Annotated in this window: 16 protein-coding genes and 1 pseudogene; 10 read left to right on the forward strand and 7 right to left on the reverse strand. The window is 29.1% G+C overall.

Annotated features, from left to right (window positions below; translation table 11 throughout):
- Positions 1–138: 138 nt before the first annotated feature.
- Entirely contained in the window at positions 139–1,788 is a 1,650-nt protein-coding gene (locus tag HF850_RS07195) for a nucleoside kinase (protein WP_169104790.1), read from the reverse strand.
- A gap of 228 nt (positions 1,789–2,016) precedes the next feature.
- Between HF850_RS07195 and HF850_RS07200 the strand changes: the two genes are divergently transcribed.
- From HF850_RS07200 to argF, 9 genes are all read left to right on the forward strand, one after another.
- Positions 2,017–2,721, forward strand: coding sequence for a DUF421 domain-containing protein (locus tag HF850_RS07200; RefSeq protein ID WP_169104791.1), 705 nt, complete (start codon positions 2,017–2,019; stop codon positions 2,719–2,721).
- Complete coding sequence (locus HF850_RS07205; protein ID WP_169104792.1) at positions 2,718–3,125, forward strand: DUF4363 family protein; 408 nt, start codon at positions 2,718–2,720, stop codon at positions 3,123–3,125. The genes HF850_RS07200 and HF850_RS07205 overlap by 4 nt, the downstream gene beginning before the upstream one ends.
- 307 nt (positions 3,126–3,432) lie before the next feature.
- Positions 3,433–4,656, forward strand: a complete 1,224-nt coding sequence (locus HF850_RS07210) for an argininosuccinate synthase (protein WP_169104793.1) — start codon at positions 3,433–3,435, stop codon at positions 4,654–4,656.
- Positions 4,657–4,658: 2 nt separating this feature from the next.
- Entirely contained in the window at positions 4,659–6,041 is a 1,383-nt protein-coding gene (gene argH, locus HF850_RS07215; RefSeq protein ID WP_169104794.1) for an argininosuccinate lyase, read from the forward strand.
- Positions 6,042–6,302: 261 nt separating this feature from the next.
- On the forward strand, positions 6,303–7,337 hold the full coding sequence (gene argC / locus HF850_RS07220) for an N-acetyl-gamma-glutamyl-phosphate reductase (protein ID WP_169104795.1): 1,035 nt from the start codon (positions 6,303–6,305) through the stop codon (positions 7,335–7,337).
- Between the two features lie 37 nt (positions 7,338–7,374).
- Positions 7,375–8,598 carry a bifunctional glutamate N-acetyltransferase/amino-acid acetyltransferase ArgJ gene (gene argJ, locus HF850_RS07225; RefSeq protein ID WP_169104796.1) on the forward strand — a complete coding sequence of 408 codons (1,224 nt, stop codon included), beginning with the start codon at positions 7,375–7,377 and terminating at the stop codon, positions 8,596–8,598.
- Positions 8,599–8,756: 158 nt separating this feature from the next.
- Entirely contained in the window at positions 8,757–9,614 is an 858-nt protein-coding gene (argB, locus tag HF850_RS07230) for an acetylglutamate kinase (protein WP_347564415.1), read from the forward strand.
- Positions 9,615–9,668: 54 nt separating this feature from the next.
- On the forward strand, positions 9,669–10,856 hold the full coding sequence (locus HF850_RS07235; RefSeq protein ID WP_169104798.1) for an aspartate aminotransferase family protein: 1,188 nt from the start codon (positions 9,669–9,671) through the stop codon (positions 10,854–10,856).
- A 108-nt stretch (positions 10,857–10,964) separates the two neighbouring features.
- Positions 10,965–11,885, forward strand: coding sequence for an ornithine carbamoyltransferase (gene argF / locus HF850_RS07240; protein ID WP_169104799.1), 921 nt, complete (start codon positions 10,965–10,967; stop codon positions 11,883–11,885).
- A 71-nt stretch (positions 11,886–11,956) separates the two neighbouring features.
- On the opposite strand, the gene HF850_RS07245 is transcribed toward argF, so the two are convergent.
- Positions 11,957–12,994, reverse strand: a complete 1,038-nt coding sequence (locus HF850_RS07245; RefSeq protein ID WP_169104837.1) for a nucleoid-associated protein — start codon at positions 12,992–12,994, stop codon at positions 11,957–11,959.
- Positions 12,995–13,203: 209 nt separating this feature from the next.
- Here HF850_RS07245 and HF850_RS07250 point away from each other — a divergent pair, with 209 nt between their 5' ends.
- Entirely contained in the window at positions 13,204–13,764 is a 561-nt protein-coding gene (locus HF850_RS07250) for a CYTH domain-containing protein (protein ID WP_169104800.1), read from the forward strand.
- Positions 13,765–13,998: 234 nt separating this feature from the next.
- On the opposite strand, the gene manA is transcribed toward HF850_RS07250, so the two are convergent.
- The 5 genes and pseudogenes from manA to aroF all read right to left on the reverse strand — a co-directional run bounded on the left by manA (position 13,999) and on the right by aroF (position 20,969).
- Positions 13,999–14,979 (reverse strand): mannose-6-phosphate isomerase, class I, encoded by a 981-nt coding sequence (gene manA / locus HF850_RS07255; RefSeq protein ID WP_169104801.1) that lies wholly within the window; start codon positions 14,977–14,979, stop codon positions 13,999–14,001.
- Positions 14,980–15,146: 167 nt separating this feature from the next.
- Positions 15,147–16,545, reverse strand: a pseudogene (locus HF850_RS07260) (glycoside hydrolase family 1 protein).
- Positions 16,546–16,639: 94 nt separating this feature from the next.
- Entirely contained in the window at positions 16,640–18,838 is a 2,199-nt protein-coding gene (locus HF850_RS07265) for an alpha-galactosidase (protein WP_169104802.1), read from the reverse strand.
- A 251-nt stretch (positions 18,839–19,089) separates the two neighbouring features.
- Positions 19,090–19,923 (reverse strand): prephenate dehydrogenase, encoded by an 834-nt coding sequence (locus tag HF850_RS07270; RefSeq protein WP_169104803.1) that lies wholly within the window; start codon positions 19,921–19,923, stop codon positions 19,090–19,092.
- Positions 19,924–19,955: 32 nt separating this feature from the next.
- Positions 19,956–20,969: a 3-deoxy-7-phosphoheptulonate synthase gene (gene aroF / locus HF850_RS07275; protein WP_169104804.1), complete on the reverse strand. Its 1,014-nt coding sequence runs from the start codon at positions 20,967–20,969 to the stop codon at positions 19,956–19,958.
- Positions 20,970–21,038 lie beyond the last annotated feature (69 nt).

Raw genomic sequence — 21,038 nt, forward strand, 5'->3', positions numbered from 1 at the left:
TTATAAAAAAATTATAATGGTAAAACATGAATTAAAAACCAATGGTAAATTTTCTCAAATTAATGCACAAGTCAAGTAATATAATAAAAAGAATGAGTAAAAAATAATACTCATCCTATAAAAAATTTTTTTCACTTTTTAATATCCATAGAAACATGATCCACCAATAAATTCTCGTAAGATTGAATTTTTAGGAACTTCATTTATATCAATCTCTTTAAAGAAATTTAAAAATGCTTTAAGCCTTAATGCTTCTGCATAAACTGGACTTTCATTTGATATTTTTTCAAGTTCTCTTAACGCAAATGGTTTAAGAACACCAAGTTCATATACTAATGTAGAATTAAATATTGAGTCCGCTTCTTCCTGATAAACAAATATATTTCTCTTTTCTCCTCTTTTTACAGATGGCCACATTTTAAGAGTTTCCTCCGCACCATATCCTCTTGAAAGTGAATCTCTCACTATTCTCCTAACTTTTCTAGAGTCAGTTGTTGAAATTCTATTATGATCATCTATATTAAGCTGAGTTAATGCTGAAATATATACTTTATATATATTTCCACTTAATTTATTTGATATTAATCTAGGATTCAAACCATGTATCCCTTCAATTACCAAAACACCATTCTCAGGTAATTTAACTTTATCACCTATCCACTCTCTTTCTCCTGTTTTAAAATTATAAGCTGGTATTTCTACTTCATTTCCTTGCATAATACTAGATAAATTTTTATTTAATAATTCTAAATCCAATGCATCTATAGATTCATAATCATATTCGCCATTTTCATCCTTAGGAGTATTATTACGATTTACAAAATAATTATCTAAAGATAACGGAATTGGAATCAATCCATTTACTCTTAACTGTATGCTTAATCTATTAGCAAAAGTAGTTTTACCAGATGATGATGGACCTGCTATAAGAACTATTTTTACGTTTTTTCTCTTCAAAACTTCATCTGCAATATTAGCCATTTTCTTTTCATGGAGTGCCTCTGATACCATTATTACATTTTGAAGTTCACTTCCTTTTACTTTTTCATTTAATGTACCAACTTCCCCAACATCCAATATTCTTAACCATCGCTCTGTTTCCAAAAAAACTTTATATAAACTCTTTTGTTCTATAAATTCTGAAAGACATGTCATATCCTCTGGTGATGGTCTTCTTAATATAAATCCATCTTCATACTTCTGTAAATCAAATACTTTTATTATTCCTGTTGAATATCCCATACATTCATAAAAGTAATCATATAATCCATCTAACTCACAAAGTGTTAATTCTTTAAGATCACAATTTTCTATAAGTTTTATCTTATCTTTCATATTATATTTAGAAAAAATCTCTAGTGCTCTCTCTTTAGATACTTTTTCTCTTTTTATAAGTATATCTTTATCAATCACTTCCTGCATCCTATTCTTTATTTTAACTATTTCTAATTCTGTAAGTGGAGCATCTTTATGAATTTCTCCATATATTGCTTTACTTATAGATTGTTCTATAGTTATTTTAGAATCAGGAAATATTTCTAAGGCTGCTTTTATAAATATAAACTGTAATGTTCTAGAATAAATCTTAATACCAAAATCATTATCAAATCCTATTGGTTTTATTTCTCCATCTTCATCTATAATCTCACTCAGTTCATGATACTTTCCATTTAACTTACATATAGCTACTTTATCAATAATATCCTTATATTCTTTTAGTATAAGATCATAAAATTTCATTCCTTTTACAGCTTTAATATTATCAATATTAACCCTTTCTTTTAACATTAACTCTCTCCCCTTCCCTTGATCATAGAGTACATCTTCAAAATACTCGTTTAACTTTGATTTATCTACTATTTTGCAACTATATAACCTCAATAACACTATTTATTTATGTTTTATCCATTTATCCCCACTTATATTATATACAAACTTATCAAAATTGATAAAATAATTTTCTCATTTGTATATTTATTGTATTTATGAAGATATTAAGTTTAGGAGGTGATTTTTTTGTTTGTTGTACTAATAAGAACTGCTATTCTTTATCTTTTAGTTGTAATTACAATGAGATTAATGGGAAAAAGACAGGTTGCTGAACTCCAACCTTATGAACTTGTAATTGCCATAATGATTTCAGATTTAGCATCACTCCCAATGCAAGATCAGAGACTTCCTTTATTTTTAGGAATAATACCCATTTTAACCCTTTTATTTTTAAAGACTCTCTTAAACTTAATATCTTTAAAATTTCAATGTACAAGAAAATTTATAGATGGAGAGCCTTGTATATTAATTTGTAAAGGGAAAATAAACTATACTATGTTGAAAGAACAACAAATAGATTTAGATGAATTATTTGAACAGCTACGACTAGCAAATTGCTTTAATCTCGATGAAATTCAATATGCCATATTAGAAAATAATGGGCAGTTATCAATTCTTCCTGTTAATTATAATTCTAATTGTCTAAAAAATTCATCTTCCGATAATACCTCAAAACAACCTGAAGTGCAACTTCCAAAAATATTAATTGCTGATGGAAAGATAAATAAGCACTCCCTCAGCAGCATGAATAAATCTGAGGATTGGATAATGTCTACATTAAAAAATCATAATATTACAGACCCAAAACAAGTATTAATTGCTCTTTATGATACTAAAGGACAATTTAAATATCAACTTTTTGATGAATATGAAAGGTCGTGTGAAAAATGAAAAATTCATTAATATCACTCGGATTATTTTTATGTACAATAATTGTAATATTCTTTTTAGATAGGTCCCTAATAAATTTATGTAATGAAATTCAACAAAGAACAGATATTATAGAACAAACGATCTTGGACAATGATTTTGAAACGGCTTTTGATCAATCTATGGAATTAGTAAATCTTTTAAAAGAAAAAGATTTTGTATCTTCTATTTATGTAACCCATGAATGCTTCGACTCCTTAGTTGATGAATCTGTAAAATTATCTGTATATATACAGTACAATGATGCAGTTGATTCAAATGCAACATTACATTGCATAAAAAATATGACTCAAGATATGAAAGAACTTCAGACTCCTACTTTAGAAAATATACTAACATTTACTTCAAAATCTATATTTAAATAAGATATGATTAATTATGAATTAATTTCCTTTAAATCATATAATTTATGTACCAAAATAAGTTTATGCATATACAGATTATTTCATTGCATAATTATTAATACTCTTAGTATATTTTTTAATATTATGTTATAAATATACTACTTTACATAAATAATAAATAATCATTTAGATTTTTTTATGATTATTTATTATTTTTCTTGTTTTCATATTGATTAATTATACATTTAAATGTATAATTATAACAAACACATAGAAAATAATGTATATTTTATTAATATTTATCAATATGTTTAAGGGGGCTTTTAATATGAAAAAATATAATAAAGTTGTTTTAGCTTATTCAGGGGGATTAGATACATCAATAATTATTCCATGGCTTAAAGAAACATATGGTTGTGAAGTAATAGCGGTATGTGGTAATGTTGGACAAAAAGATGAGCTTGATGGATTAGAAGAAAAAGCAATAAAAACTGGGGCATCAAAATTATATATTGAAGATTTAACACAAGAATTTGTTGATGATTATATCTTCCCTACTATCCAAGCTGGAGCTGTTTATGAAGGAAAATATTTATTAGGTACTTCTTTTGCAAGACCTTTAATAGGAAAAAGATTAGTTGAAATAGCAAAAGCTGAGGGCGCAGATGCTATTTGTCATGGATGTACTGGTAAAGGTAATGACCAAGTAAGATTTGAAATGGCTGTTAAGGCATTTGCACCTGAAATGCCAATCATAGCTCCTTGGAGAGTATGGGATATTAAATCAAGAGAAGAAGAAATTGATTATGCTGAATCAAAAAATATTCCTTTAAAAATTAATCGTGAAACAAACTATAGTAAAGATAAAAATATTTGGCATTTAAGTCATGAAGGTTTAGATTTAGAATTTCCAGAAAATGAACCTAAATATGATAAAATTTTAGAACTTTCAAAAACACTTGAAGCTGCACCAGACGAACCAACTTATATAACATTAACATTTGAAAAAGGTATTGCTGTTGCTTTAAACGGAAAGAAAATGAACAGCGTTGAATTATTAGATGCTTTAAATAAAGTTGGTGGTGAAAATGCTATCGGTATTACTGACATGGTTGAAAACAGACTTGTTGGTATGAAATCAAGAGGTGTTTATGAAACTCCAGGTGGAACTATTCTTTACGCTGCACATAAAGATTTAGAAGAAATATGCTTAGATAAAGAAACTTCTCACTACAAACAACAAATTGCTTTAAAATTTGCTGATTTAGTTTATAATGGCCAATGGTTCACACCATTAAGGGAAGCATTATCAGAATTTGTTACTAAGACTCAAGAAACTGTAACTGGAGAAATCAAATTAAAACTATATAAAGGAAACATTGTCAATGCCGGAATGACTAGTCCATATTCATTATACAGCGAAGAATATGCTACTTTTGGAGAAGATGGAGTATATGATCAAAAAGACTCTGCTGGATTTATAAATCTTTATGGTCTTCCAACAGTAGTAAGAGCAAAAATGCAAGCAAAAGTAATGAAAGAGGATAAATAATTATGAAGCTTTGGGGCGGACGATTTAAAAAAGGCACTGACAAATTAGTTAACGACTTTAATTCTTCTATTAACGTCGACTCTAGAATGTATAAGGAAGATATACAAGGGAGCCTTGCTCATGCTTCAATGCTAGGCAAGCAAAACATTATTCCTAAGGAGGCCAGTGATAGAATCACTTCTGGCCTTCTAGAAATACTAAAACGAATTGACAATGGAGTTATTTCAATAGATGAAACTTCTGAAGATATCCATAGTTTTATTGAAGGTACACTTACTTATTACATAGGTGAATATGGTAAAATGCTTCACACAGGAAGAAGTAGAAATGACCAGGTTACTCTTGATTTTAGATTATATTTAAAAAATACTCTTCCTGAGATACAAAAGGATATTATTACATTAGAAAAAGTTTTATTTGAAAAAGCATCTGAAAATATAGATACTATAATGCCTGGTTATACACATATGCAAAAGGCCCAGCCAATCACTTTTGCACACCACTTATTAGCTTATGCTGAAATGCTAAAGAGAGATTATAGCAGGCTCTCAGACTGTTTAGCTAGGATGGATGAAATGCCACTTGGTTCTGGTGCTTTGGCCACTTCTACCTATCCTTTAGATAGAGAAGCTGTAGCTCGCGATCTTGGATTTGCAAGAGTAACATTAAACAGTCTTGATTCTGTATCTGACAGAGATTATGCTATAGAAACATTATCATGTCTTTCAATGATAATGATGCATTTATCAAGATTTTCTGAAGAAATTATTCTTTGGTGTACTAACGAATTTAAATTTATAGAATTAGATGATGGTTATAGTACTGGAAGCAGTATAATGCCACAGAAAAAAAATCCTGATGTAGCTGAACTTGTAAGAGGTAAAACTGGACGAGTATATGGTGACCTTATGACTCTTCTAACTGTAATGAAAGGCATTCCTCTTGCCTATAATAAGGATATGCAGGAAGATAAAGAAGCTGTATTTGATGGTATAGATACTGCAGCACTTGCACTTAAGACATTTGCAGGAATGATAAAAACAATGAAAGTTAGAAAAGAAAATATGAGAAAAGGTGCAGGACTTGGATTTACTAATGCAACAGATTTAGCTGATTACCTTGTTAAAAAAGGTATGCCATTTAGAAATGCACATGGTGTTGTTGGCGAAATAGTTCTTGAATGTATTAAGCAAAATAAAATGATTGAAGAACTTTCACTACCAGAATTAAAAACTTTCTCTGACTTATTTGAAGAAGATGTATATCATGCCATCGACCTTGTAACTTGTGTTGAAGAAAGAAAGGTTTTAGGTGGGCCTTCAAGAGAATCAGTAAATCTACAATTACAAGCACTTTCTGATTTTATAAGTAAACATGATAAATAAAAATTAATCATATTAATAAAATATTTCTTAACTACACAATTAAAATTTATATAATAAACTCAATTAGTAAAGTTTCTAATAAATCTGAATCTTATTATAAGATTTATGATAAAAATTTTAGTTTTTACCTTATATCTAGAAATTTTATTTTAAATGAGTAAATTCATATTTTAGTATATGCTTATAATCTGTATCTCAGGTTATAAGCTTACACTATATAAAAATAATTTAACTTATTAACTGACATTTGGGGGTTTTTAAATGATTAAAGTAGGAATCATAGGTGCCACAGGATATGTTGGTGCTGAATTATTAAGATTATTATTATCACATCCTAAAGTTGAAGTAGCGGCATTAAGCTCTGTTTCATTTGAAGGACAAGAAATAAGCAATATATATTCAACATTTTTAAATAAAACAAATTTAATATGTGAAACAGCAGATGATGTAGTTGAAAAAAGTGATGTTATTTTCACTGCCCTTCCTCATGGATTAAGTGAAGATATTGCCAAAAAAGCTATTGATAACAATAAAATCTGCATTGATATGGGGGCTGATTTTAGATTATCTAGCGAAGCTGAATATGAAGAATGGTATGGTAAAAAATTCTCACAGCCAGAATTACATAAAAACTGTGTTTATGGACTTCCAGAATTAAATAAAGAAAGAATTAAAAATAGCAAACTAATAGCTAATCCTGGCTGCTACCCAACCACAATAAATTTAGGTTTAATGCCACTTATAAAAAATTCATTAATTAAATTAGAGAATATAATATGTGATTCAAAATCAGGTACTACTGGATCTGGTAGAAAATTATCACAAACAACTCATTTTCCTGATGAAAATGAAACATTTGCTCCTTATAAAGTAGGTGCTCATAGACACACACCAGAAATAGAAGAAATCTTATCTACAATGGCTAATGAAAAAGTAAAAGTTACATTTACTCCTCACCTATTACCTATAAATAGAGGAATCTTATCTACAATATACTGTACTCCAAAAAATAAAGTAAATCTTGAAGAAATACATAAACTTTATGAAGAATGTTATAAAAACATGCCATTTGTTCATGTACTTCCACTTGGACAAACAGCTTCAATAAAAAATGTAAGATTATCAAACGACTGTTATGTATCACTTCATACAAGCTATAGAAAAGATCAAATTATAGTAGTCAGCACAATAGATAATATGATTAAAGGTGCTGCCGGACAGGCTATTCAGAATATGAATATTATATTAGGTTTTGATGAAACTGAAGGACTAAATTTAATTGCACCTGCATTTTAGGCAGTTAACTGTTAATTGAAAAAAGGGGGTTATAATCATGAATTTTAAGTATATAGAAGGTGGAGTTACTGCTCCAAATGGATTTTTAGCTTCTGGTATTTATTGTGGAATTAAAAAAGGAAGTCTAAAAAAAGATCTTGCTTTAATTTACTCAGAAGTTCCTGCTACAGCTTCTGGAATGTTTACAAAAAATAAAGTAAAAGGTGCTCCAATTTATGTATGTAAGAATCACTTAAGTAATAAAAAAGCTCAAGCAATAATAATAAATAGTGGTAATGCTAACACTTGTAATGGCGATGACGGATTAAGTAAGGCAAAGAAAATGGCCTCACTTCAAGCAAGAGCATTAAATTTAAAAGCAGATGATGTTTTAGTAGCTTCTACTGGAGTAATTGGTGTTCCTTTAAATATAGATGCAATAAAAGATGGTATTCCATTACTTACTGAAAAACTTTCAAAAAAAGGAAATAAAGATGCAGCCTCTGCTATTATGACTACTGATACTTTCATGAAAGAATTGGCTGCCGAATTTTATATCGGAGATACAAAAATAACTATTGGGACAATGGCTAAAGGTTCAGGAATGATTGAACCAAATATGGGTACAATGCTTTCATTTATAACTACTGATTTATCTATTTCACCAGAATTACTAGATGAAGCATTAAAAACTACAGTAAATGTAACTTATAACAGAGTAAGTGTTGATGGTGATACAAGTACTAATGATTCAATTTTTATTTTAGCTAATGGACAAGCAAATAATCCTACTATAACTGAAAAAAATAAAGATTACGACACCTTTGTTGAAGTTCTAAAAACTATAAACACTGCAATGGCAAAAAATATTGCTAAAGATGGAGAAGGTGCTACAAAATTATTAGAATGTCAGATTTCAGGTGCTGCTACTGAAAAGGATGCTGTAATCTTTGGAAAAAGTGTTATAAATTCAAGCTTAGTCAAAACTGCTATGTTTGGTAGTGATGCTAACTGGGGACGTATTCTCTGTGCTCTTGGGTATGCAAACTCAAAATTTAACCCTGAAAAAGTTGATGTATCTTTTGAAAGTTGTAAAGGTGAAATTTTAGTATGCAAAAATGGAAGCTCTGTTGGATTCGATGAAGACAAAGCTAAAGAAATATTAAGCCAAAATGAAATCATAATTAAAGTAGACTTATCTGAAGGTAAATCTAGCGCCTATGTATGGGGCTGCGATTTAAGTTACGAATATGTAAAAATAAATGGAGATTATAGAAGCTAGAGTTCAGTTAACAAGTAACAATTAACAGTTAACAGTTATATGGAAAAAAACTTTCAGCTTTTTTATAAGATATTTTTTTAAAGAAATTCCCTCGGAATTTCATCCATAACTGTTCCCTGTTAACTGATAACTGCCAACTGAAAATTAAGGGGGGATTTATTTTGACACACTCAGAAAGAGCGGAAATATTAGTTCATGCCCTTCCATATATCCAAAAATATCGTGGAAAAATCATTGTTATTAAATATGGTGGAAATGCAATGATTAGTGATGAACTTAAAGAAACTGTAATAAATGATATTATTCTTATGAAATGCGTAGGTATACAACCTGTTGTTGTTCATGGTGGTGGCCCTGCTATTTCTAGTTTACTAAAAAAACTTGATCATAAAAGTCAATTTATAAATGGACTCAGATATACAGATGATGTAACAATTGATGTTGTTCAAATGGTACTTGGTGGCAAAGTTAACAAAGACCTTGTTTCTCTAATAGAAAAATTTGGTGGTAAAGCTCTTGGTTTATGTGGAATGGATGGTTCTCTTATCAAAGCCAAGAAATTAAAAAGCAACAATGACTTAGGATATGTTGGTGAAATAACTAAAATAAATACTGATATATTAAAAACAGCTATGAATTCTGGATACATTCCTGTTGTAGGAAGTGTTGCTTTAGGCGAAGATAGTGATAAACCTTATAATATTAATGCTGATACATGTGCCTCAAAGATAGCTTCTGCATTAAAAGCTGAAGAATTAATTCTCCTTACTGATGTACCAGGTGTTATGAAAGATCCTAGTGATCCATCTTCTCTTATTTCAAGTCTTAGACTACACCAAGTTCCAAAATTATGCCTAGAAGGTGTGATAAAAGGTGGCATGATTCCAAAAATAGATTGCTGTGTTGAAGCTGTAAGAATGGGTGTAGAAAGATCAATAATACTTGATGGACGTATTCCTCACTCAATTCTTCTTGAATTATTCACGCCAGAAGGCGCTGGAACAATGATACACTAAAACTAGTTAGCAGTTAACAAGTAACAGTTAACCGAATAAATTGGGGGTTTTTATATGAATTATAATTTTAATGAAGCAAAGCAACATTTAATGAACAGCTATAACCGTTTGGACCCTGTAATCACAAAAGGTGAAGGTGTTTATTTATATGATCAGGATAACAATAAATATTTAGATTTTACTAGCGGTATAGGAGTAAGTTCTTTAGGATACGGTAATAACAAGTGGATTGAAGCTACTTCTACTCAACTTTCTACTCTTGCTCATTCATCAAATATATTTTTTAATGAACCAAGTGTGAAATTAGCTAAGGAATTAACAGAAAAAGCTGGTATGAAGAAAATTTTCTTTGGTAATTCAGGTGCTGAAGCCAATGAAGGGGCAATAAAATTAGCTAGAAAATATAGCTTTGATAAATATGGTAAAGACAGAAGTACTATACTTACATTGGTACAGTCATTTCATGGAAGAACAATTACCACATTAAAAGCAACTGGGCAAGATAAATTTCATCAATTCTTCTACCCTTTTACTGAAGGTTTTAATTATGTAAAGGCTAATGATATAGAAGATTTTAAAGAAAAACTTACTTCAGATGTATGTGCAATAATGATGGAAGCCATTCAAGGTGAAGGCGGGGTTATTCCATTAGATAAGGATTTTATTCAAGAAGTAGTAAGAATCTGTAATGAAAAAGATATTATTGTAATATTTGATGAAGTTCAATGTGGCATAGCCAGAACTGGTAAACTTTTTGGTTACCAAAACTTTGACATCACTCCTGATATAGTAACAGTTGCAAAGGGGTTAGGTGCTGGACTTCCTATAGGAGGATTCCTATGTAATGAAAAACTTGAAGATGTATTTAAACCTGGTGACCATGGCTCAACATTTGGGGCAAACCCTGTTGTATGTGCAGGTTCTCTAGTTGTGCTTGATGAGTTATGTAATCAACAATCTTATAATACAATTTCTGAAAAAGGTGCTTATGTAAAAGAATTAGTAGATAAAGCAAATAACCCACAGGTAGTAGATGTACGAGGAATGGGATTAATGCTTGGTATAAAAGTAAAATGCAGCCCAGCTCTAGTTCAAAAAGAATGTATGAAAAAAGGGTTATTCGTATTAACTGCTGGTAAAGATGTAGTAAGATTACTACCACCTCTTATAATAAGTAAAGAAGAATTGAAATCTGGTATAGATATAATCTTAGATGCCTTAAACAACATATCTGAACAATAAAACAGAATATTTAAATAAATAATCTATGAAGAAATCTTTCAAGGATTTCTTCATTAACTGTTAATTGTTAACTGATAACTGTTAACTGAATCAATTGGAGGTTTTTTAATGAAAAAAGATTTATTAAAAATGGATGATTTATCGAAAGAAGAAATTTTAGATATATTAAATTTAGCAGATCAGTTAAAATATGAGCAAAAACATGATATTGAACATCATCATCTTAAAGGAAAAAGCCTTGGAATGATATTTGAAAAAGCTTCTACAAGAACTCGTGTTTCTTTTGAAGTTGGTATGTATCAGCTTGGAGGTAATGCTTTATTTTTAAGTGATAAAGAACTACAAATTGGACGTGGTGAACCTGTAGAAGATACAGCTAGAGTACTTTCAAGATTTCTTCAGGGAATTATGATTAGAACATTTTCTCAAGAAGAAGCTGAAACTTTAGCTAAATACTCATCAATACCAATTATAAATGGTCTTACTGATCAGGAGCATCCTTGTCAAGTATTAGCTGATTTGATGACAATAAGAGAAAATAAGAATATACTTGAAGGCTTAAATGTTGCATTTATAGGTGACGGAAACAATATGGCTAATTCACTTATAATAGGCGGTCTTAAAGTTGGAATGAACTTCTCTATAGCTTCTCCTGAAAAATATTCAATCTCTGAAAAATATTTATCAAGAGCAAAAGAAATTGCTGAAGCTGAGAATGTACGCCTAACAATTACTGCTTCACCTCTTGAAGCTGTTAAAAATGCTGATGTAGTAATTACAGATGTATGGACTAGTATGGGACATGAAGAAGAAACTGAAGATAGGATTGAACATTTTCAAGGTTTTCAAGTCAATGATGAACTTTTAAAAAATGCACATGATGATGTAATGGTTCTTCATTGCCTTCCATGTCACAGAAATGAAGAAATAACCGCTGAAGTTCTAGAAGCACATGCTGATGAAATTTTTAATGAATCTGAAAATAGGCTACATGCGCAAAAGGCTATTTTAGTTAAATTAATGAAATAATAAAAGATATGAATTTAATAAAAGAAGTATATAGATTCGCTTTTATATAAATCTATATACTTCACTTCAAGCTATTTCTCTATATAATTAATAACATTTTTAACTACCAAATTGATACTTCCATCACCATTTCTTATAATTTCAAATTTATTAGGATCATGGTATGTTTCTTGATTTATATATAAATCTATCTGCTTATCTATATTTAATCTAACTCTCTTTAACTTCTTTTCAACCCAAGTCTTGTCTACTGCAACATCTTCATTCAATCCTTGTTGTTTAATATAATTACTGAATTCTTCTTTACTTTGATTATCATCACTAAATAATTCATTTGAAAATTCATCAATATTTATCTTATCTTCTTCTCTCAATTTAGTTTTAATTGCAGTTCTTATTTCTTCTGCCTTTCCTGCATCTTCTGTTATATTTTTTCTTGTCCAGTTTTCAGCAGCTTTAACAAATGTTTTTGTCATATCTCTTTCATTAACGATAAGGTTTGCTCCTAAAAAGCTCTTTATAAAATAATTTGCCCCATACTCATCATCTTTGCTTCCCTTTTGCTTATCAAGTACCATAAGATTATATCTTTCTTCTTCTCCTATTGGTTTTATAAATGCAGCTTTTTGAATCTTTTGACTACTTCCTGGAAGGCCAGCTGCTTGTGGAACTATTCCTATATCTATTTTGTTATCTAAAAATTGCACTTCATGAGTATAATTTTCTACATAATCTAATTTCAAAATTCCAACCATAGGTCCTTGATCTGTTACTATTGATACAACTATTAAATCTCCAGCTGGAATATTCTCATTTCCTTTCATAATTATAAACAGCTGTCTTGCAAGCTCTTTTGAAATACCAACCAAATCATTATTTACACCATTTAAATAATCCTGAGAAACTTCTTTTACTATATTTCTTTCTAGATTAAATTTTCCATACTTAAGATCTTCATCCTTAAAACACTTTTCTATATGCTTATATAAGAATGTATATATATCCTCATTCAATTCTAACTTATATTCATTTAAAATAGGCTCTTCTGCATTACTATCTAAAATATGTATAACAGCTTCATTTATGTTTATATCATTTATATACTCCATTATTTCACCATCCGTCTCTTTAGTCACAGTAGATATTATAATAGCAATTAAAGATAAATAAAACCCTGAGTATTAGCATAAAATAACTTATTTAATGCAAGAATTTTTATAAAATATCTTTTTAATATATAATCAAATTAATGTAAAATATACATATAAAATAATAAAGCAAAATCTATTATATAAATACAAAGAAAGTAGTGATGTAAATGCAAGAATTAGAAACAAGAATAATGGATATAAATGTAGATGAAATTAGATCAATATTATTAAAAAATGGTGCTGAAAAAGTTAAAAGTGAAGATCAAATAAATGATATATATGATTTTGAAGATGGAAGACTTTTAGCTCAAAAGGGATATGCAAGAATCAGAACTGTAAATGATAAGCTTAATAATAAAATAGTATATTTCATGACTACAAAAAAAATGCTTTCTCAAGATAGATTCAAAGTTATGGAGGAAAATGAAACTATAATAGATAATAAAAAAATGGGCGAAGGTATATTTAAATCCCTTGGACTTATTTTGAAAGAATCCAATAAAAAATATAGAGAAAGTTATAAGATAAATGACTGCTTAATAGAAATAGATATTAATGATAAAAATTTCTGTCCTTTCCCTTATTTAGAAATAGAAACTACCTCTGAAGAAAAGCTTGAATCTGTAGTAAAACTTTTAGGATATACTCTAAATGATACTACATCCGAAACAATATATGAAATTCTTGAAAAAAGAGGACTTCTTAATAATAATCCAAAAGGCCTATAATTTAATCACATACGAACTCAAATAATGATTATCAGTAAATTATAAATACCCATACATATAGTCTTTTATTATTTTTACTGAAGCATTATGAGTGTAATTCCTAACACTACAAAAATAAGTATTATATATTTTCTTATATACTTATACGTAAAAATCACCTCATGTCAATATTTCTAATATTACTTAAAATATTGACACAAGGTGATTTTTTTAATCATAGTAGTTATATAAAAACTATTTTCTTATTATATCTAAAATTTCATTTTCTTCTTTTTCTTGATTTGGAACATAACTCTTAAGTAATGTAAAATCGCCTTGTAATTCATATTCCCCAAGAGTTGCAGGTATAAATATACTGTCTCCCATTGCTATTTTTTCTTCTCCATCTTTATACTTTATAGTTCCATTTCCATCTACACAAGTAAATAAGAAAAATCTATCTTCATCACTTGATTCTTTAACACTTGCTTTAATATCATACTTTTGTATTGTAAAGTACTTACTTAAACATAAATATGTTTTTTCATATCCATCCTTTTTTATTGTAATTCCTTGTGAATTCTCACCCTTAAGAGAAAAATCAATAACATCTAATGCTTTTTGTACATGAATTTCTCTTCCTCTGTTATAATCATATACTCTATAAGTTGTATCACTGCTTTGTTGTATTTCTGCAATTAATATCCCTTCACATATAGCATGTACTAACCCACTTTGAATATAGAAAAAGTCACCCTTCTTTACTGGAATCTTATTTAAATATGGACTTAAATCACCATCATCTATGGCTTTTTTAAATTTTTCTTTATCACAGTCCTTAGTTCCTACTATTAAACATGCATCTTCTTCTGCATCAATAACATACCAAGCTTCAGTTTTTCCTGAATCTTTTTCCACTCTTTCTGCATATTCATCATCAGGATGAACTTGCACAGATAATTTATCTGCTGAAGTAATTAATTTAATTAATAAAGGAAAATTGTCCAATTCTATAGAATTACCTAAAAGTTTATGTCCATATTCTTTTATTATTTCATCAAATCCTCTTCCCTTTAAAACACCATTAGATACTTTGCCTACACCATTCTTATGACATGCTATATCCCAGCTTTCACCTATAACTAACTCCTTAGGTACATTATTTCTGAATTTTTCTAGTGCTTTTCCTCCCCATATTCTTTCATAATATAGGTTTTCAAATTTTAATGGATACATTTTTTCCTCCTAAATATACTCTATATTTTAGTAAAACAATTATTCTGTTCTTTTATACTAAATTTTATCACATTATAATTATACACTATTTTACAAATTATTTCTTTGAAGAGAATTAATAAATATGTTTGTCATACTTAAATCATCCGTTACCCTATTATATGAGTTTAAAACCCATTATTCTCTACAACATTCCTAATCCATCTTCCAGATTTCTTTATAGTCTTTTTCATTGTATTTAAATCAAGTGCTATAAAACCATATCTATTTTTATAAGCATTTGTCCATGACCAGCAGTCAATTGGAGTCCAAGTATGATATCCAAAACAGTTTGATCCATCTTCAATTCCCTTATGAAGATACTCTAAATGCTCTTTATAAAAATCTATTCTATAATCATCTTCAATTACTCCATCTTTATTTATATATTTTTCTTCTCCTTCTACACCCATTCCATTTTCTGAAATATACCAAGGAATATTTCTGTAATTATCTCTTATATTTATAGCTATATCATACATACATTGAGGATACATCTCCCAACCCCTATATGGATTCATTCTTCTTCCTGGCATCTCATAGTTATCAAAATATTTATCAGGCTTCCATCCATTAGGATTCATCAAATACGGTTTCTTTAGCCCTCACTCGTCTTGGTTGATAATAATTTACTCCTAGAAAATCTACTGTATTATTTTTTATAATTTCTAATTCATTAGGCTCTGAGTCCCATAATACATTATCATTCTTAAGTATTTCTACTAAATTTTCAGGAAACTTTCCATTGATTGCAGGATCTAAAAATGAATTATTTACAAAATCCTCAACAAATTTAGCTGCCTTAATATCTTCTTTATCTTGTGATCTTGGATATGCTGGTGTTAAATTAAGTACAATCCCTATTTTTCCTCCTGTTTTATAACATTCTGTTTTTCTAAAGGCTTGAATAGCTTTTGCTGAAGCTAAATTCAAATTATACATAACCTGTACTGCTTTTTTACCATCAACAATTTTAGGATAATGAAATTCATATAAATATTCTCCTTCAACAACTACCATTGGTTCATTAAATGTCGTCCAATGTTTTACTCTGTCACCAAACAACTCAAATGCTTTTTCAGTAAATCTCACATATAAATCAACCACTTTTTTTGATTCCCATCCACCATATTTATCATAAAGCTCTACTGGTAAATCAAAATGATGCAGATTCATTACTGGAGTAATATTATTTTCTAAGAGCTCATTAATTACATTGTTGTAAAATTTCACTCCATCTTCATCTATTTCAGCAGTTTCAAAATTTTTTATAATTCTTGTCCATTGAATTGATGTTCTAAGACTATTTAACCCAATTTCCTTAATCATTTTAATATCATCTTTATAAGAATTATAAAAATTTGAAGCTATGTTAGGCCCTATTTTATCAAAAAAAGCTTCTGGCTCTATATCAAACCAATAGTCAAATACATTATCATGTTTTTTATTAAACCTTCCTTCACTTTGTGGGCCTGATGTTGCCGATCCCCACCAGAAATCTTTTGGAAATTTGTATTTTATACTCATAATTTACCATCTCCTCAATATTACATTAATATTAACATCCTTTGATCAGTTCAAAGTTATAAAATTAAAACTTTTTATTATCAAAATGTCCCCATTAATTCTCATCTATTTTAATATAATGAATTATTTTTCCTGCAAAATCTCCATGTAAGTCATCTACAATAATTCCTGCATTCATCAATGCCCCACCAGAATAAACTTGTCCAGTTTCTTCATCCTTATATAATGATTCTTCTTCTAGCCCTTTAAGTTTTATTTTTCTACCACGGTAATTAGGCTTTCCTAAAATCTGAATACAAGTTACTAACGCTTCACTTTTATCCTTAGATACAATTTCCCATGAATCAAATTCATTATTATCTGAATAATTTTCTATTCTGTAATAATCTCCAGTTCTCACAAGGTCATTATACTTATGATACATTTCCACCTGTTTAGGTATCATATTTCTATCTTCTTCACTTATTTTAGTTATATCAAGTTCATATCCAAATGTTCCTGAAAGTGCTGTATATCCTCTTGTTTCAAATGGAGTATTTCTCCCTACAATGTGATTAGGACAGTCACTAACATGTGCCCCTATTGTAGATAATGGATAAACAAGAGCTGTTCCTTCTTGTATTTTTAATCTTTCTATTGCATCAGTATCATCTGAACACCAGATTTGTGGACTGTAATAAAGCATCCCAGGATCAAATCTAGCTCCTCCACTTGAACAGTTTTCTAATAGAAGATTAGGAAAATCTGTTGTTAATTTATCCATGATTTCATATACAGCCAAAACATATCTGTAGAATATCTCACCATGATGTTCTCCATTTAAATAACAGCTTCCTAAGTCAGTAATATTCCTATTCATATCCCATTTTACATAAGTTATATTAGCACTATTAAGAACTTTTTTTATGCTTTCATAAACATAATTAGCAACTTCTTTTCTAGTTAAATCTAATACATATTGATTGCGAGCTAAGGCTGGTGTTCTTCCTTCAATATGAATACACCAATCTGGATGATTTCTATATAAATCTGAGTCAAGAGATACCATTTCAGGTTCCATCCATATACCAAATTCTAATCCTAGTTTATTTACTTCATCTACTAAATACTTTAATCCACCCTTTAGTTTATCTTCATTTACAATCCAGTCACCTAATGAACAATTGTCTGAGTTTCTTTTTCCAAACCATCCATCATCCATTACAAGCATTTCTATTCCACACTTGGCAGCTTCCCTTGCAATATCAAGTAATTTATTTGTATCAAAATCAAAATATGTTGCTTCCCAGTTATTAATTAATATAGGACGCTTTTTATCTTTATATTTTCCTCTTAATAAATGATTTCTATATAAATCATGGAATGTTCTTGTCATTTCTCCTATTCCCTTGCTTGAATGAACCATAACAACTTCTGGTGCTACAAATTCATCTCCAGTTTCTAAAACCCATTCAAAATCACTAGGATTAATGCCCATTAATACTCTTGTTGTATTTCCCTGACATCCTTGTACCATACTTATAAAGTTTCCAGAGTAAACAAAATTAAATCCATATACTTCTCCATACTCATCATTCGCACCTGAATCCAAAAGTGCTATAAATGGTGAATCTTGAGAACTAGATTCTCCACGAACAGAACCTATTGATTGAGTTCCATAAGTTACTTTTCTTCTATTAATGTATCTTTCCCTTGCCCATGACCCATTTAATGAAATCATGTCATAATCAATACCTTCAAAATCAAGGCTCATTGATAAAATTTTAGTAAGTTTAATCTTTTCACTATTTAAATTTTTAGCTTTAACACTTCTAGTTATTACATCTAAATTCTCAAAAACAGTATATATTAAAACTACTTCTAAATTTAAATCTTTATCAATGCAATTTATCTCAAGAGTTGTACATTCATTTTCATCTCCAAATGTACAAGGTAAGCCTTTTAACTTCTTTTTTCCTTTATAAATTTCATGTGATACATATTGAAGTTTACATGCTGTATTTCCATTACAATCTTTAACCTCTAGGGCAGTCTGTCTGAAGTCTCCTATGCCATGAGTAGAATATTCAAAGAAAAAGCCATCATAAAATCCTACTCTTTCCCTATTATTTTTAGATGGAGTAAAAGGATATTTATCTGTCCTCAATAAATAATTTAAATTTTTATCTATTACCTTTTTTCCGTAATACACATGTCCCAAAAATTTTTCTTCATCTATAACAGCAATCATATATGTGGTATTATTAGCATCTAATTTAAAAATCCTATCTTGTTCAAAATATTTTATACTCATAACTCACTCTCCTAATTATATAAACAAAAGTAAACCTTTACCTCAATGTTATTGCTATGAATTTAATTAATCAAGATGTTTATTGTAAAATATGTAAATTTGTCTTTTCTCATATATTTTTATCTAAAAAATTATAAAAAAAAACAATAGAAATTTTGCTGTCTATTGTCCTTTTAAAATTATACTATTTTATATATAAGTAATTGTAAGCTGTGATAATTGAACTACTTTTTTAATAAATAAATACAATATTATAGATTTTCTCTTCTTTTTGTAGATTTAATAAATAACTTTTTTAATGTGTCTTTATCATCATTGTTGATAGCATTTTTTATCTTATCAAGTTCGTTTTCAAAATTCTTTATTGATTTAAGTAAGTTTTCTTTATTTCCTAGAAATAGCTCACTCCATAAATCTTCATTTATATTTGCTATTCTTGTTAAATCCCTATAGCTATCCCCTATAAAACTTCCTGTTTCACGCCCTTCAATATCACTATTCATAAGTGCTACTGCAATAGTATGTGGAAGCTGGCTTGTGTATCCTATCATTTCATCATGAAATTCAGGTGTAATTCTTCTTACTCTCTTAAATCCTAATTTCTTCACAAGATTTTCTATCATCTCTAAGTTTTCTGGATGATTTCTATCTACAGGAGTTAATATATAATTTGCTCCTTGAAATACTTCTGCACTTGCAAAATCTATTCCTTTCTTTTCTCTTCCTGCCATAGGATGTCCAAAAACAAAATCTATGTTATGTGGAAGTATTTTTAATACATCCTCTATAAACATCTTCTTTATTCCTGTTGCATCAGTTATTACTGCCCCATCCTTGAAGTTATTTTTATTATCTTCTATAAATTTTTTTACTAATCTAGGATATAAAGATATTATTATTAAATCTGCATTTTTTAAAATCTTCTCTCCATTTGTAAATCCATCTTTTATAAGACCTAAATCTTCTGCTTTTCTTAAAGATTGCTCGTTTATATCTATGCCATATACATCTTTAAAGCCTGCATTTTTTAATGCCATAGTAAATGAGCCCCCAATTACTCCAAGCCCTACAACTACAATATTCATTTTTATAACCCCCGTTTTATTTATCTTTTTTCTTATATTTGCTTATCTTCTATTTCCGCAAGTTTTTTTACTTTATCCATTAATGAATCAAATTGATTTGGTGTAAGTGATTGCTGCCCATCACTTAGTGCTTCTGCTGGATTATCATGCACTTCTATCATAAGTCCATCTGCTCCTGATACAATTGCTGCTTTTGCCATTGGTTCTACTAAATATGAATATCCTCCAGCATGACTTGGATCAATTATTATAGGAAGATGTGATAATTTTTTTATTACAGGAACAGCTTGCAAATCCAGTGTATTTCTTGTGCTAGTTTCAAATGTTCTTATACCTCTTTCACATAAAATCACATTTTCATTACCACCAGCCATTATGTATTCAGCTGACATAAGCCATTCTTCAATAGTAGCACTTAATCCTCTTTTTAATAAAACTGGCTTTCTTGTTTTTCCAACCTGTTTTAATAAATCGAAGTTCTGCATATTTCTAGCTCCAATTTGTATCACATCAACATTTTCTACAAAATCATCAATATAATCTGTAGACATAAGTTCTGTTACTATTGGAAGCCCTGTTTCAGCCTTAGCTGTTTTTAAAAGCTTTAATCCTTCGAGCTCTAATCCTTGGAAACTATATGGAGATGTTCTTGGTTTGAATGCTCCACCTCTTAAGAAGTTTGCACCAGCTTTTTTTACTCTTTTTGCAATTTCAACAATCTGTTCTTCAGACTCTACAGAACATGGACCTGCCATAATTCCAAGTCTTCCTCCTCCTACTGCTGAATCTTCTACTTTAACAACAGTATCATATGGTTTAAATAATCTATTTGCTTTTTTATAAGGCTCTTTAACCTTCATAATTTTATCTACACATTCTAGTGCAAGTATTCTATCATTATCTACAGCTGAAGTATCACCAATAACTCCAATAATATACCCCTCATTTCCTTTAGAGATATTTGTTTGAAGTCCTTTAGATTCAAGTACATTTTTTAACTTTTCTACATCACTGTTATCAGCTTTAGTATTCATAATAATAATCATTTGTCATCGTTCTCCTGTACTGCTCAGATTTCTAAGCTTCTTTTTGTACCAAATAAAAATTTATAATTA

It is taken from the genome of Clostridium sp. SM-530-WT-3G, from assembly GCF_012843905.1.
GTDB lineage: Bacteria > Bacillota > Clostridia > Clostridiales > Clostridiaceae > Clostridium.

Bases quoted from the DNA above. Each gene is read 5' to 3' on its own strand.
- HF850_RS07270 (WP_169104803.1), bottom strand. From the start codon at position 19,923: ATGAATATTGTAGTTGTAGGGCTTGGAGTAATTGGGGGCTCATTTACT.
- HF850_RS07250 (WP_169104800.1), top strand. From the start codon at position 13,204: ATGCAAGAATTAGAAACAAGAATAATGGATATAAATGTAGATGAAATT.
- HF850_RS07195 (WP_169104790.1), bottom strand. From the start codon at position 1,788: ATGTTAAAAGAAAGGGTTAATATTGATAATATTAAAGCTGTAAAAGGA.
- aroF (WP_169104804.1), bottom strand. From the start codon at position 20,969: ATGATTATTATTATGAATACTAAAGCTGATAACAGTGATGTAGAAAAG.
- HF850_RS07205 (WP_169104792.1), top strand. From the start codon at position 2,718: ATGAAAAATTCATTAATATCACTCGGATTATTTTTATGTACAATAATT.
- HF850_RS07245 (WP_169104837.1), bottom strand. From the start codon at position 12,994: ATGGAGTATATAAATGATATAAACATAAATGAAGCTGTTATACATATT.
- HF850_RS07235 (WP_169104798.1), top strand. From the start codon at position 9,669: ATGAATTATAATTTTAATGAAGCAAAGCAACATTTAATGAACAGCTAT.
- argC (WP_169104795.1), top strand. From the start codon at position 6,303: ATGATTAAAGTAGGAATCATAGGTGCCACAGGATATGTTGGTGCTGAA.
- argH (WP_169104794.1), top strand. From the start codon at position 4,659: ATGAAGCTTTGGGGCGGACGATTTAAAAAAGGCACTGACAAATTAGTT.
- manA (WP_169104801.1), bottom strand. From the start codon at position 14,979: ATGTATCCATTAAAATTTGAAAACCTATATTATGAAAGAATATGGGGA.
- HF850_RS07210 (WP_169104793.1), top strand. From the start codon at position 3,433: ATGAAAAAATATAATAAAGTTGTTTTAGCTTATTCAGGGGGATTAGAT.
- argJ (WP_169104796.1), top strand. From the start codon at position 7,375: ATGAATTTTAAGTATATAGAAGGTGGAGTTACTGCTCCAAATGGATTT.
- argF (WP_169104799.1), top strand. From the start codon at position 10,965: ATGAAAAAAGATTTATTAAAAATGGATGATTTATCGAAAGAAGAAATT.
- HF850_RS07265 (WP_169104802.1), bottom strand. From the start codon at position 18,838: ATGAGTATAAAATATTTTGAACAAGATAGGATTTTTAAATTAGATGCT.